The organism is Acinetobacter bouvetii, assembly GCF_902753875.1.
Classification (GTDB): Bacteria; Pseudomonadota; Gammaproteobacteria; order Pseudomonadales; family Moraxellaceae; genus Acinetobacter; species Acinetobacter bouvetii_A.
Map to the genome: position 1 here is coordinate 69,066 of NZ_CADDTS010000040.1, position 15,196 is coordinate 84,261.

Annotated in this window: 13 protein-coding genes; 12 read left to right on the forward strand and 1 reads right to left on the reverse strand. The window is 45.1% G+C overall.

The features are described from left to right. Positions 1-38 precede the first annotated feature (38 nt). The 12 genes from FB6_RS11970 (at position 39) to FB6_RS12025 (ending at position 14,578) form a co-directional block, all read left to right on the forward strand. A complete protein-coding gene (locus tag FB6_RS11970) occupies positions 39-1,601 on the forward strand; it encodes a hypothetical protein (protein WP_174560208.1) in 1,563 nt (520 codons plus the stop codon). 88 nt (positions 1,602-1,689) lie between these two features. Beyond that, positions 1,690-2,772 carry a hypothetical protein gene (locus tag FB6_RS11975; protein WP_254592238.1) on the forward strand — a complete coding sequence of 361 codons (1,083 nt, stop codon included), beginning with the start codon at positions 1,690-1,692 and terminating at the stop codon, positions 2,770-2,772. Between the two features lie 151 nt (positions 2,773-2,923). After that, the gene (locus tag FB6_RS11980; protein WP_174560210.1) at positions 2,924-4,003 is read left to right on the forward strand and encodes a patatin-like phospholipase family protein; all 1,080 of its coding nucleotides are present in this window, start codon (positions 2,924-2,926) and stop codon (positions 4,001-4,003) included. Between the two features lie 249 nt (positions 4,004-4,252). Then, on the forward strand, positions 4,253-5,035 hold the full coding sequence (gene hisIE, locus FB6_RS11985) for a bifunctional phosphoribosyl-AMP cyclohydrolase/phosphoribosyl-ATP diphosphatase HisIE (protein ID WP_174560211.1): 783 nt from the start codon (positions 4,253-4,255) through the stop codon (positions 5,033-5,035). A 17-nt stretch (positions 5,036-5,052) separates the two neighbouring features. Next, entirely contained in the window at positions 5,053-6,546 is a 1,494-nt protein-coding gene (locus FB6_RS11990; RefSeq protein WP_174560212.1) for a UvrD-helicase domain-containing protein, read from the forward strand. Between the two features lie 26 nt (positions 6,547-6,572). After that, a complete protein-coding gene (locus tag FB6_RS11995; protein WP_174560213.1) occupies positions 6,573-7,946 on the forward strand; it encodes an ATP-binding protein in 1,374 nt (457 codons plus the stop codon). A gap of 411 nt (positions 7,947-8,357) precedes the next feature. After that, complete coding sequence (locus FB6_RS12000) at positions 8,358-11,198, forward strand: monovalent cation/H+ antiporter subunit A (protein ID WP_174560214.1); 2,841 nt, start codon at positions 8,358-8,360, stop codon at positions 11,196-11,198. Between the two features lies 1 nt (position 11,199). Further along, positions 11,200-11,565, forward strand: a complete 366-nt coding sequence (locus tag FB6_RS12005; protein ID WP_174560215.1) for a Na+/H+ antiporter subunit C — start codon at positions 11,200-11,202, stop codon at positions 11,563-11,565. Then, the gene (locus FB6_RS12010; protein ID WP_174560216.1) at positions 11,565-13,373 is read left to right on the forward strand and encodes a monovalent cation/H+ antiporter subunit D; all 1,809 of its coding nucleotides are present in this window, start codon (positions 11,565-11,567) and stop codon (positions 13,371-13,373) included. The genes FB6_RS12005 and FB6_RS12010 overlap by 1 nt, the downstream gene beginning before the upstream one ends. A gap of 2 nt (positions 13,374-13,375) precedes the next feature. Continuing rightward, on the forward strand, positions 13,376-13,897 hold the full coding sequence (locus tag FB6_RS12015; protein ID WP_174560217.1) for a Na+/H+ antiporter subunit E: 522 nt from the start codon (positions 13,376-13,378) through the stop codon (positions 13,895-13,897). Next, positions 13,894-14,169, forward strand: coding sequence for a monovalent cation/H+ antiporter subunit F (locus FB6_RS12020; RefSeq protein WP_174560218.1), 276 nt, complete (start codon positions 13,894-13,896; stop codon positions 14,167-14,169). Before FB6_RS12015 ends, FB6_RS12020 begins: the two co-directional genes overlap by 4 nt. A gap of 10 nt (positions 14,170-14,179) precedes the next feature. Continuing rightward, positions 14,180-14,578, forward strand: a complete 399-nt coding sequence (locus tag FB6_RS12025) for a Na+/H+ antiporter subunit G (RefSeq protein ID WP_174560219.1) — start codon at positions 14,180-14,182, stop codon at positions 14,576-14,578. Between the two features lie 91 nt (positions 14,579-14,669). On the opposite strand, the gene FB6_RS12030 is transcribed toward FB6_RS12025, so the two are convergent. Then, positions 14,670-15,161, reverse strand: a complete 492-nt coding sequence (locus FB6_RS12030; RefSeq protein WP_174560220.1) for an SHOCT domain-containing protein — start codon at positions 15,159-15,161, stop codon at positions 14,670-14,672. Positions 15,162-15,196: the final 35 nt, after the last annotated feature.

The following is a 15,196-nucleotide window of genomic DNA, read 5'->3' on the forward strand; positions in this document are numbered from 1 at the left end:
AAGTATAATCTTTATGCACTTTTTTGCTGGGGTAATTCATGGTTTCTAAATTTTCAAAACATTCTGTATTAGTAATGTCCTTAACCGCCCTATTAGCGGGTTGTGGCGGCGGCGGTGGTGGCGGTGGAAACTCTACAGCACCTTTTAGCTCAAACTCCTTTTCAGGCACGGCTGTAGACTTTTACTTAAAAAATGCCACCGTTCAATTTGATAACTGTAAGAACCCAGATGGTTCAACTGTTACCACTACAACAGGTCCTCAAGGTCAGTTTACGTTTTCCACAACTCAGTCCTGTCAAAACTCACCAATTACCATTACGGGTGGTGTTGATATTGCGACGAATCTAAACTTTACCGGAACATTAAAACTCAAAGCGACAGACTTACAGAAACTCAGCAGTAATACGCTTGTGGTAAGTCCACTGACCACATTACAGGTGTACTCTGGTGCAGCAAATATTCAGACTCTGCTTAGCAGTTTAGGTTTGTCTGCTGACGCAATGTCTAAACTTCAGGCGGCTAATTTTGACCTTGCAAAATTTAACCCTGTAGTCGATGCTAGCGCAAAAGATATGGCGATCATTTTCGTCGTTCAACAGCTTGCTACCCAAATTGAAGATAGCTTACAAGCAGTCAACAAATCTGATGGTTCAACAGCACTAACTGCCAGCAAAGCCACTGAAATTGCATTTGGTGCAATTGTAAAACAGCTTGAAACAGGTAGTTTGTTTACCTCTGGCACAGCTCAAATCGATTCTACTGCGCTACAAAACATTCTTACAACAGCCGTAGCAAATGCAGAAACTGCCATCAATGACTCTAAAGTTGACATTGATCCAAGTGTCATTTCACAAATTGATAGCAACATCAGCACAGTGTCAGCAGACTTAAATACCGTTGTTACAAACAATAGCAGTTTAACGGGCGCGCAATTGCAAACCAAACTGCAAAATAACGAAGGAGGTATCCAAACCTCTATTAGTGAACAGCTAAAAACACCTGTTTATGCTGATTTCAACTTGGCAAATTACAGCATCAGTCAGATTCAAAACTCATCAAGCACCAGCCCAATGAGCATCAGCCTGAGCCAGCTTAGCAGTGCATTGTTGGTATCTTTCAAGTTAAATAATGCAAAAAGCGAGTTGACTGACACAGTGAAATTCGCCTTCAAAATGCATGGTACTCGAGGCAGTTCACAACAAGAAGATCTGAATGTGACCGTAAATAATATTAAGGTTAACTTCAATCTGGATGGTTCTATTAAGTCTGCTGTCATTCCTGCTAATACGACTGTAGCAATTACATCAACATTTAATACCGTACAAGGCGTGTCATTCCAAATCGACCATGACATCAATATTGCGTCATCAAATGGTGCCATTTCATTGCAACAGCTCATTAACAGCAGTGACAAATTGCAAGGCTACTATAACCAATTCTATGGCAAATTGGCTGCAAATGATGCTATCAAGGTGACAGCATTTGTTCTACCAATCACTTATGTCGTTGATGCAGCATTGAATTTACCAACCGATACAGCTGAATTCAATAATGAAAAATTCGTTGGTTCAACACTAACTGCATATTTCAAACTTAACTAATCACTCGATCAAAGCCAGTTTCCGAACTGGCTTTTTTAATTCCTATTTTTAACAGTGATGCTGAACTATGTATCTTAGATTTTTATGTTTGTGCGCATGCTCGGCGGCGGCTGCACAATGTTTTGCTGCACCCAATGACCCATTTCTTAGCGCAAAAGATTTTAATGCAAAATATACCTCTCCTCTACAAATGACACTTGCCGTTGATGCTGTAAATGACAGCATTGATTTTTTAAACATGCGGCAAAGCGAAGGGATTACTGACAAATCTGCCGGTGATTACCAAGGCTTCCATCTCTCGGCAAAATATGACTTGAATCCACAATGGTCCATTGAAGGGACGTATTGGCATCGCGAGATTGATTATGCTCAAGATACCAACAAAATCCAAAGTGGGCTACTTGCTGCACGCTTTACACCCAATCTGAATTTAAACAAGAATGATGCTGTCAGTTTCCGTGCCAGCTTTTGGGGCAATACTGCGGACTCATTAACTAAATCTACACCAACGAAAGTGAATCAACGCACGCTACAAAAGGTCAATGTAGAAGACCCTAAAGACATTCAGTTTCAGTTTGATGGTATTTTTTCCCGAAAACTTGATCCAATGAATCAGCTCAATGCGTTTGCCAGTATCGGCTACAGTAAAGTTGAAGTGAATGATTTGCACATTCAAGCTTCGCAGCAAGGCTGTTTAATGAATATCAACATTAATAGCCAAAACCAATATGCAGGAAGTCTGGCCCAACCCTGTAATAATGGTGGAATAACGATCACTAAATTAGATATCAAAGGCTATGCCAATGAATTTGGATTAGATATACAGCAAGACTTAAATTATGAAAGTTACTTTGCTGGTCTAGGTGGTTCATGGAACTGGCGCTATAAAAAATTCGAAAGCCAGATTGCGTACCAATATCAGTATTTGTGGCGAGATAAAATTGATGACCGTATCAGCAATTTTGGCAACACAGCCATTAAAGACAATCATACGCTTGGTGCAAAATTCAGCTATGACTTTACACCACGAGTAACCGGATTTATGCAAGGTGAAATTTACCAAAGCAACTTTGTGGGTCAAATTCCATTTTTATATAATGGTGTTACAGCATCTCGCTTAGATAAACGTTATGGACTGGCAACTTTAGGGATAAATTTTCATTTGTTTTAACTTCTGTATTGTTTAAAGCCAGCAATATGCTGGCTTTTTTATTCAAAATGCCTATAAATGACTCGACAGTCAATTTGTGATTTATCTCGCCATTGCGCCATAAACATGACCCTCTAGAATAATAGTACATGTGTATATTGAATCCTGAATCATGACGCAAATCCTGCAAAAACGTCCGCCTTCCTTAACCATCCGTGCGGGTCATCTGGCACGCCAACTGATTGAAAAAGAAGGCTTACAGGCCAGTTTTGTCGATACTATTCCCGGCGCGGCTGGCGGTCCTAAAGGCATTGGCATTCAGGGACTCGATCAAGCCATTTTCGGTGATTTTTTTGCACAAGCGCCCCAGCGCAGAACCCTAGTCGGATCTTCAATTGGCAGTTGGCGTTTTGCCAGTATTGCAGCTTGGGGCGCTAAAGCAGGAACTCAGCGTCTTTCCGAACTTTATACCAACCTGTATTTCCACAAAAAAATGTCCCGTCAGGAAGTGGGCAATATTTGCCGTGACATGCTAATTGATCTGATTGAAGGCAAAGAACAGCAACTGGTTGAACATCCGGACTATCATCTCACCGTTATTTCAGTGAAAGCCCAGCACATTTTCCAAAGTGACAAATCGCTGCCTTTACTGGCCTCGGTTGCCGGAATTATTGGCAGCAATGCTTTGGCGCGCAAGCACAACCGCTTGTTTATGCAACGGGTCATCAGCCAGCCAGCAACAGGCCCGCAGTTTAAGGTAGAAGATGACTTTGTGACCCATTATCAAACCTTAAACCTGAGCAACGTTACACCTTGGTTAATGGCTTCAGCTTCCATCCCAGGCGTGATGGCTGCGGTTCGCGATATTCCCGATGCACCGAAAGGCAGTTACCGTGATGGTGGTTTGATTGACTATCACATCGACCTACCCTTTGAGAGTCAGGGAATTGTGCTGTATCCACACTTTACGGACAGCATCACGCCGGGATGGTTCGATAAAATATTGACCAAGCGCAAGGCCAATCCGGAAAATCACGCCCGAACCTTATTGCTCTCTCCCTCTGCGGAATATTTGCAATCTTTACCTCTAGGACGCTTACCGGATCGTAAAGATTTCACCTTAAAAGGGCTGGATCAAAAGCAGCGCATTCAGATGTGGAATCAATGCGTGGCGGAAAGTCAGCGCTTAGGGGATGAATTTTTAGAAATGGTGGAAAAACAGAATTTTCCGCAATTTATACAAGATTTATAATATCCGTCTCAGAAGTCTATTGATGAATAGACTTCTTTTCATATTGACGTGCCCAGCGATTCTTTTTTAGGATTTGCACAATAGAAAAATAAAAATCGTATTGTATGACCTTGCTACGCTGCCTGTGATAAGAAATCAAAAGGATCATGCGTATATTTTTTTCTCAAACAGCTGCTAATCACGTACACTATGTAGGGGCGATTTGAATGCGCTGTTTTCTATTTTGAATATATTTTTGGTGAAATTCTCATGAACAACTTGCAATGGCTCGATGAAGTAAAATTTAACGAACAAGGTCTAATCCCTGCCATTGCACAGCATCATCAAAGCGGCCGTATCCTGATGGTGGCATGGATGAACCGTGAAGCGCTAGCTTTGACAGCAGAAAAAAATCAGGCGGTTTATTTTTCACGTTCACGCCAAAAATTATGGCATAAGGGTGAAGAATCCGGTCATTTTCAAACCGTACATGAAATTCGTCTGGACTGTGATGCAGATGTGATTGTGCTGCAAATTGAACAGCACGGCGGCATTGCCTGTCATACGGGCCGTGAATCTTGTTTCTATCGTAAGTTAACTGCCAATGGCTGGGAAATTGTCGATGCACAATTAAAAGATCCAAGCCAGATTTATGGTGAAAAATCGGCAAATCCGCATACCCTTGCCATGAACGCCTCTACGGCTCAATCTGAACAGGTCGAAGTTTTGGATTATCTGGGCAAAATGATGGCAGAACGTAAATCTGCCGATCCAGATTCTTCTTATGTGGCCAAGCTGTACCACAAGGGCCTGAACAAGATTTTGGAAAAAGTCGGTGAGGAAAGCGTTGAAACCATCATCGCTGCCAAAGATTTGAAATCTGAAGCCAATGAAGATAATAAAAATGACCTGATCTATGAAGTGGCAGATTTATGGTTCCATACCATTGTAATGCTGGGTTATTTCGATCTTGAACCGCAGCTGGTGTTAAACGAATTGGCACGTCGCCAAGGCTTGTCCGGTCTGGTTGAAAAAGCCAACCGTCAGCATTAAAAAGTAGACCAAGAACTGTGAAACCCAATCCGACCTATGAGCAAGCCCTTGCCATAGATAATGCGCGTCTGGGCAATTCCTTCAAGGTGATTGCCTATGCTGGCACAGGTAAAACCACAACCCTGCAAATGATCAGCGATGCCATGCCTGAGCGCCGTGGCATGTATCTGGCATTCAACAAAGCCATTGCCAGTGAGGCACAGAGTAAATTTCATGGCAATGTCGACTGTCGGACCTTTCACTCGCTGGCTTTTCGCAGTGTGCCACGTGGCATCACCGATAAACTACGTCTCCCCCGTTTAAGTCCAAGTTTTATTGCCAAAGAATATCGGCTACAGCCCATTACCCTGCGACGGATGATGGGTGGACGCTATGAAAAATATGTGATGATGCCATCGCGTCTGGCCAGTCTGGTGGCCAATGCCGTCAGCTACTTCTGCTCGACCAGTTCGCAATATCCTGCGCCACGCCATCTGCAGGCACCCAGCTGGTTGCATCCGGACGATATTGAAGAATTACAAAAACATCTTTACCCTGCCATTGAACGACGCTGGCTGGAATCAATTGATCCCAATCATCAGGCGGGTATTGGGCATGATATTTATCTGAAACTGTGGGCGCTGTCTGAACCGAATATTCCGGCGGACTATGTGTTATTTGATGAAGCACAAGATGCTGACCCGCTGATGCTGGGCATTTTGCTGCGACAAAGAAACACCCAGGTGATTTATGTCGGCGATGCCCATCAACAGATTTATGCCTGGCGCGGTGCGGTGAATGCCATGCAGCAACTGCCTTTGCCGGAATCTCGCCTGACTACCTCGTTCCGTTTTGGTGAAGAGATTGCCTTGAATGCCAATGCCATTTTGGGCGCCTTAAATGAAACCGTGCCCTTACTGGGTAATCCGCAGCTCAATTCCAAAGTGGTGAATAAGCCGCATACCAAACAACGCGATGCGATTTTATGCCGAACCAATGCCCGGGCCATGGAACTGTTACTGTCCGGTTTAGTCCACGGCGATAAAGTCAGCTTGCAGGCGGATCATGCCAGACTGAACCGTTTTGTCGATGCTGCCAGCATGCTGAAACAGGGCCGCCGGGTGACTGATGTCCCTGAACTGGCCTGGTTTAATTCATGGCACGACGTGCATGAATATTGCGAAACCAATGATGGTAGTGACATTAAACCGCTGGTCAAACTGGTGGATGATCACGGAACCGATCCCTTAAAAAGAGCCTTGGCCAAAATTACCCCGATTGAACAGGCTGATTACATCATCTCGACTGCCCACAAGGCCAAAGGTCTGGAATGGGACCGGGTGCACATCGAAGATGACTATCAATTCAAGGTCAATGAAAAAGACCATAAAATTAGTGACGAAGAGTTAAGATTGCTTTACGTAGCCTGTACACGTGCTAAAGTAAGTTTAAATATTCACCACATTTACGATCTGGTGCAACAACTGAAAAGACAGATGCCGGTATCGCTGCGTAAAGCCGTGGGAGAATAATTTCAGTTTTGCAAGGCAGGTGTTTTATGAAAATTGACTCGATTCAACTCAAACACGCGCTACATTTTGCTGATCTCAAGCTGAAATTTAATGACAAGCCCATTACCCTGATTCTGGGCGATCAAGGCTCCGGAAAAACCGGCATTCTCAAATTCACCTATCAGGCACTGACCTGGTTTGCCGCGCGCTATAAAGATTTACGTGCTGCGGGTGTGGTGATGCTGGATCAGGACATCATGTTTACCCGCCTGCAATCCAAAATTGATATTCGGGTGCGCATTCCTCCCGATATTGGCACCTTGACCGCATCCAGTGAAGCTGAAGACAAAGCGCTGTCTTATTGTGACTGGCAACTTTACAAGACCTTAAACAGCCACGGTATTGGCACCAGTAAAGCAGAAACCCAGCAGCTGGAAAATCTGGTCGAGCTGTATCATAAAGCACTGAAACGCGATCAGTTACAGGGCCTCCCCCTCATTGCCTATTACCCGGCAGAACGCTTTGTCAATGAAATGAATATTCTGAGCAAGAATAATCCAGTGATTTTCCAAAGCGCGCATGCCTATGAAATTTCCACCATTCCCTATACCACCTTTACCCGTTTTTTTGAGTGGTTTCGTGAAATTAGCGATATTGAAAATGCCCAGCTGGCACAGCTATTTCAACAAGTGGTTTCCAACCCGACTGTTCAGAAAAATCAGGATAATGACTTCCTGCAACAGCTGGTAAATGCCCAAAGGCAGATGAATGCCCCCAGTCTGGATGCCCTGAAACAGGCTCTAAGTAAAGTGATTCCTGCCTTACAAGACATCTATGTGCAATATCAGCCCAAATTGCAGCTGATGGTCAACTACCAGTCCAAAACCATGCTTTATCAACAACTGTCCAATAGTGTCAAAAACTGGATTGCGCTGGTGGGTGATATTGTACGTCGCTTATGTCTGCTCAATCCCAACAGCCTGTATCCCTGTCTGGAAGGCGATGGTATTTTGCTAATCGACGCGATTGATCATCAACTGGATCAAAATACCTCGCAGGTGATTTTACAACGCTTGCATCAGGCTTTTCCGCGTTTACAGATTATCGCCACAGGTAACCGCATCGAATTACTGGAACATGCTGCGGACTATCAGTGCTTAAAACTGGAAAATAAACAGATTCTGGATATGCAACTGCAACCGCTCAAGGAAGAGTTTGATTCCATTTATGAAAATCTGGTTTTTAATGAAGAAGTGATTGAAACCGATACTTTGCAGGAGCCGGAACCGGTCATAGACAACATTACGCCGCAAAGCCTGTGGCAACAAATTCAGCAGCATCTCACACTTGAGCAGCAAACCGAATTATTGCACTTAATGAAACAACAGGATGATACATCTTCCTCTCACCCGATCCCCTAGTAGAAAAGATTGAATCATCTTAGAAAATCGTGGTCATCTTTCAAAAAATGGTTTTTAGGGTTCCATCTGGCTAAACACGCTACGCCCCTTCAGCCTTGAGGGGCGTATAATAAATAGGGTTTATTGGCAGCATTAGCAACATAAGCCATTTATGAACTGTCGATAATCCCGAGTGTGTGCGCAAAAATAATTGATGTTATTTTACTCATGTAATAAAATCATGTATATTTGAAGTTTAATAGTAAAATCCGATTTTACTAGGACTTTTTTCAAGTTGCGCAACACAGCTTGTTTTGCATTTTTTAACTCAAACCGGCTTTCAAGATTGAGAAGTTTGGATCGCTCTTTGCGGTCCTGTAATCCTTGAAAGATAAGATTCACGTTTAGGTTTTTATCACCTAACTCACGACATTGGATATGAGTGTGCTACCGATTATTATCCTGTTACCGTTAGTACTGGGCACCACCCTTGTTTCGTGGCTGAAGCAATTTTCACGCGGGCTAACGGCTTTAGCCGCCATCGGGGTCAGCCTGAGTAGTCTGACCCTGTTATTGATGCAAGCCCCAGATGTCCTGAATGGCCAGACCATCACCCAAACCTGGGCCTGGTTACCGCAGCTGGGCATCGATTTAAGCTTTCGTCTGGATGCCCTGGGCCTGTTATTTTGCCTGCTGATTAGCGGTATTGGCACACTCATTTATATTTATGCCTATTATTATTTGAGTCCGAAAAATTCTCTCAGTAAATTATATGTTCTGCTGATGCTGTTCATGGCATCCATGCTTGGCATTTCCCTGTCTAATAATTTGATTTTACTACTTATTTTTTGGGAGCTGACCAGTATTTCATCCTTCCTGCTGGTCGGTTACTGGAGCAATTATGAAGCGGCACAGCGCGGCTCGCGTATGGCGCTCACCATTACCGGCATGGGGGGGCTGTGTCTGCTGGGTGGATTTATTCTGCTCGGTCAAATCACTGGAACCTACCAGATTGACCAGATCTTGACGATGAAGGACCAAATTCAAAGTCACTCGCTGTTTGTTCCCAGTTTGCTGCTCATTCTGATGGGAGCCTTTACCAAAAGTGCGCAATTTCCGTTTCACTTTTGGCTACCGAATGCCATGGCGGCCCCGACACCGGTTTCGGCCTATTTACACTCTGCCACCATGGTCAAAGCCGGGATTTTCCTACTGGCCCGCTTCAGCCCAATTTTTGTCGGGGCAGCGCTGTATCACAACATTGTCACTTTTATCGGGCTGTTCACCCTATGTATGGCCGCCTTCTTTGCCATTTTCAAAGAAGATTTAAAAGGCTTGCTGGCCTATTCCACCATCAGTCATTTAGGTTTAATTGTCTGTTTGCTCGGCATTGGTTCACCACTGGCGATTGCAGCAGCGATTTTTCATATTATTAACCACGCCACCTTTAAAGCCGCATTGTTCATGATTGCCGGGATCATTGACCATGAAACAGGCACCCGGGATTTACGCAAACTCAGTGGCATCTGGCAATTCCTGCCTTTTACCGCCACCCTGACCATGATCACGGCGGCGTCGATGGCCGGTGTCCCCCTGACGAACGGGTTCTTGTCCAAAGAAATGTTCTTTACCGAACTGGTGGCCAATCTTTCCGGATCTGCCCTGATCTTTTCTGCCATTGTGGCCACACTTGCCGGCATCTTTGCGGTAGCTTATTCCATCCGTCTGGTGCACGGCGTATTTTTCGATGGCCCGGTGGGACCGAATGTGCCGAATTCAAAAATCCATGAACCGCCTTTGGGAATGCGTGCTCCGGCAATTTTTCTGGCGGTGTTATGTATCCTCGTTGGTCTGGCACCTGCCCTACTGGTCGAAAACATCGTCAATGCAACCGCCCGTGCCAGCACGCAAATGGCTGACTTTACAGGCGCTCATCTCGCAATTTGGCATGGCTTTAATCTGCCTTTAGTGATGAGCATCATCGCGCTCTTGGGCGGTGTGATTTTCTATTTCTCCTTAGCCAAAGATGGCCGCATTCGTGACATTGACCTGGATCCCCTGCTGGGTAAATTTCAGGGCAAAGTGCTGTTTGATTTATTTTTAAAACACCTGTTACTGAACTCGCGAAAATTCAAGCGCAAAACCGAAAATGGTTCCCTGCAAAGCTATTTAATGTGGATTGTGATCTTTAGTGCAGCCTTGGTGGCAATGCCTTTAATCAATCAGGGACTCAGTACCGGGACACGTGAGCTGGCGCATGCCCCTGCCATTGCCATTGTGCTGTGGCTGCTCTTGTTCTCAGCCTGCTGGATGATGCTCTGGTTCCACCATGAACGGATTAAAGCTGTACTGATTAGTGGTGCAGTTGGTCTGGTGGTGACCATGGTTTTTGTCACGCTTTCTGCACCTGATCTGGCTTTAACCCAGATTACCGTGGATGTCGTGACCACGGTGTTATTGCTGATGAGCCTGTCACTTCTGCCACAGCTCACGCCTTATGAATCCAGTGTTTCACGGCGTTGGCGGGATGCCCTGATTGCCATTGGTGGCGGACTGGGCATAGGCTGGATTGCCTGGCTGATTTTAACCCGTGACCACAACTCCATTTCATGGTTCTTCATGCAGCAGTCCATTCCACTGGGCGGTGGAACCAATGTGGTCAACGTCATTCTGGTCGACTTCCGTGGTTTCGATACCTTCGGCGAAATTACCGTATTGGGTATTGCAGCCATTGGTACCTTGTGTTTAATGGACGGTATGCGTGCGCACGGTACCACCATGACCCAAGGTCTGACCTATCGTTTTAACCCCTCCCCGCTGATGTTCCGTATTACCGCCTCCTGGGTGTTACCCTTGGCACTGGTGGTGAGCCTCTATATCTTCCTGCGAGGACATAACCTGCCAGGCGGTGGATTTATTGCCGGTTTAATTACCTCTCTGGCGCTGGTCATTCAATATATTGCGCTGGGTCAAGATCAGGCTGAACAGATGCTGAAAGCCAAGTCCGGACGATTATATGAAATCTGGATTGGTTCGGGTCTCACCATTGCAGGGCTGACCGGAATGGGCGCCTGGTTCTGGGGTCGTCCATTCCTCACCAGTGCGCATATCTATATCTCGCCCCCGGTGTTGGGCGAAATCCATCTGGCTTCAGCGGCATTATTTGATGTCGGGGTCTATGTGACGGTGCTTGGTGCAACCATGCTGATGATTTCGGTCTTGGGCGACTCGCGCCATTCCAGCATGTCTGGTCCAGTATTGAAGGGGGAATAAAATGTTGAGTCTCGAATTTTTATTGGCTTCGGCAATTGGCTTACTCACAGCTACAGGTATTTATCTAATTTTACGTGCCCGTACTTTTCCCGTGGTATTAGGACTGGCGATGATTGGCTATGCGGTCAACTTGTTTCTGTTTGCCATGGGCAGGATTCAGGTCAATGCACCGGCCATTTTGACCGAAACCAGCAAGGCCACGGATCCTTTACCTCAGGCACTGGTATTAACGGCCATTGTGATTGGTTTTGCAACTACTGCTTTTATTATCCAGCTGGCTTTGCGTAGTCGTTATGAAACAGGGACCGATCACGTTGACTCAAAAGAAGAAATACCCCAGATTGACCCGCGTGAGGATGAGCCTTGATGAATGCTGTCATCCAGTTTTGGACTGAACATACCCCGATTTTCAGTATTTTAATTCCAGCATTGACCGGCTTTTTACTGGTGCTTTTAGGCAATCCGGGTGCCGGTTCCTTATCACGCGATTGGCGCCAACCCTGGCGGCGTGGCATTAGCTATGTGTCTTCCATTTTAGGCTTAACCACGGCCATCCTGTATTTGATTTTGGCCAGCACTGGTCAAATCAGTATCTATAGTTTGAGCGAGTGGTCTGCACCGTTCGGTATTGTGCTGGTTCTGGATCAACTGTCCGCATTGATGCTGGTACTCACCTATGTACTAGCCACGCCTATCCTGTGGTATGCCAGTCGTGAATGGGATTCCAAAGGGCGTTATTTCCATGCCATGTTCCATTTCTTGCTCATGGGCCTATGCGGTGCGTTTTTAACCGGTGATTTATTTAACTTATTTGTGTTCTTTGAAATCTTGCTGATGGCTTCCTACGTGTTGCTGTTACACGGGCAAGGCAAAGCCCGTTTCCAACTGGGCATTCATTACGTCACCATTAATTTGCTGGCTTCCGCACTCTTTCTGATTGGTCTGGGCATGATCTACGGCAGTGTTGGCAGTCTGAACATGGCCGATGTGGCACGTCTTATTCCCCTGCTAGAGCCTGATCAGCATAAACTGGCTGTTGCCGGTGGCTTACTGTTATTTGTCGTGTTCGGGATTAAAGCCGCCATGCTACCGGTCGGTTTTTGGCTACCGAAAACCTATGCTGTGGCCACGACGCCAGTAGCTGCCATTTTTACCATCATGACCAAAGTCGGGATCTATGCCATTCTTCGGGTCAATGGCACCCTGTTTGAAGATGACTTAAGCCACAGCATTCTGGCCAACTGGTTACTTCCGATTGGTTTGATTACCTCGGTGTATGGCGTGATTGGCGCGATTGGCGCTGAACGCTTGCGACGCTTTGTCGGCTTTATGATTTTGTCTTCAGTCGGTACGATCTTGATTGCCATTTCCCTGTTTAATACCCTGGCATGGGCGGCGGGACTGTATTATCTGGTGCACAGTACCATTATTGCGGCAGCATTTTATTTACTTAGTGGCTGGATTACCTCACAACGCGGCAGCTTCAAGGATCATTTCAATATTGCCCCGCAAATGAAACAGCAAACAGCGGTGTCACTGACCTTCTTTTTAATTGCCTTAATGATGGCTGGCTTACCGCCATTCAGTGGCTTTTTAGGCAAAGTGTTTATCTTGCAAGCGACTTCACACTCCCCTTATCAAGGTGTGATTATTGCTGTGGTCCTTGTGGTCAGCCTGCTCAGTATTATTGCCTTTACCCGGGTCGGTTTTGTGCTGTTTTGGCGTGCCACCACACCGGAAGACAATCCCCATAGCGATGCGTTTAAAGCCTATCAGGCTTTACCGGAACAATCTCCTGCACGAAATGACAAAACGATTTATCTCCTCCTGTCCGGATTAGTGCTATATATGATCTGTGCCCATCCGATTCAGCAATATATGTTTAAAACGGCTGAACAGATCCAGAATAATGTCTTGTATGAAAGCATTATTCTGCACAAAGATGAGCTTAATGAGGTGATTAGCGTACAGCCTTATGATCCTGAAAATTTACCTGAAACCAAATATGGCGGTGAAACGGTAGACCCGAATGCCCATCTGATTCCATATATCATCCCCAAAGATACTCTGGAAGGCGGGCACATTTCAGAATATAAGCAACGTCAGATCAGCCAGCAGCAGCGACAACAACCCGCTGATGCAGATAATGCCAAACTTAAACCGATGGAGCCTTAACCATGTCTAAAACATCGTTCTGGGAAAAGTGGTTACCACATCCGTTTGTTTCCGTTATTGTGGCTTTAAGCTGGATCATGCTAGCACACAGCGCCGACCCTGCCACATTGCTGATGGCGTTGTTGCTGGGGATTGTGATTCCACGTCTGGTGAAGCCTTTTATTGGTCGTACCCCGAATATCAACTGGGTGTTGGCGATCAAATTATTCTTTGTCGTACTGTGGGACATTATCATCTGTAATATTCAGGTGGCTAAACTGGTGCTTGGACCGACCCACAAACTGCATCCGCAATGGTTTCGGGTTCCTTTAGAAACCCAGCATGAACAGGTCAATGTTTTACTGGCCCTGATTATTACCACCACCCCAGGTACGGTCACTGCCGGGATTGACCATGATCGCGGAGATATTCTGGTTCATGCTTTAAGCACCGACAATGCTGAAATTGATATTCTGGAAATTAAAAATCGCTATGAAAAAGCCCTGATGGCCATTTTTGATGTGGAAATAGGAGAAGACTCATGAGTATTTTGCCCTATGCATTGGGAATCTGTATGGTCGCCATTACCATTTCCATGTTTTTTTGCCTGATCCGTCTGGTCATGGGTCCTTCCATTGTGGATCGTCTGCTGGCTTTAGATACCCTGTTTCTCAATGCTACCTGTCTGGTGGTGATTCTGGGCATCTATTGGGCCAGTACCTCGCTGTTTGAAGGTGCCCTCCTAGTAGCCATGCTGGGATTTGTCTCTACTGCGGCTCTGGCACGCTATTTTACCACTGGCCATGTGGTCGATTAGGAGACACGACATGCAAATAACAATGGAAATTCTGGTCTCGATTTTTTTATTGATTGGCTCATTCTTTATGCTGGTGGGCGGCATTGGCATGATACGACTGCCTGACTTGTTTATGCGGCTACATGCACCCACCAAATCCAGTACCTTGGGATTGGGGAGCTTTTTGATTGCAGCGATGATTTTCGCAGCCTTTCAAGGACGCTTTGGTTTCGCTGAACTGCTACTGACCTTATTAGCGTTCATTACCGCACCCGTGTCGGCCAATTTAATGGCACAGGCCGCCTTACATCTGCGTTTGCGTTCAACCAGTGGTGAAGTTCCCGAAGCGCTGGATCGTCCTTTACCCTGGCAACGTACCCGTCGTCGCAATCCAAAAGCCAAAAATGACTCACATGATGATCTCGCATGAAATCAGGCTATTTCTCTTAACTTATATTAAGATTTTGATTTTAATTAAAATTTATACTCAGTTGAAGTTACAGTAGACTGAGTCAATTTAATTAATTTTCAGCCAAAACTTTAGCCTTTTCTTTTTCAAATTCCTGTTTAGTAAGAACACCATCATCTAATAATTTTTTTAAGGCTGTAAGTTTCTCATATTTACCTACTGGGTTATTATTATTTCCATTCTCAGTTTTCTCAATGCACTCAAACACTAGTTCTATTCGTGGAAAATTTCCCAATATATATGGAGGTCTTGCAGCAGTTTCAGTAAGGCTATGCATTGCTTTATTTTTACGTTCACAAAAAGTAATTGATGCATGTTCCGCATTTTCTCGCACAGTTTGTAAGGATACAAAACCAGTAGCTGCTTTTCGAAAAATACGATAGGACTCTTCACTATTTTTTATTGGCTGATCCAATATCACAGTTTCCCCACCAAATACTGCATTTTCAAATGAAGACTTACTTTTTAAAGCCGACTGAATAGGCGGTACACTTGAGCAACTGGAAATAAGAAGTACAGAAACGATAAAAAAGAGCTTATTCATAACATTATATCTCGCGCAATAGAATGATGTATCTA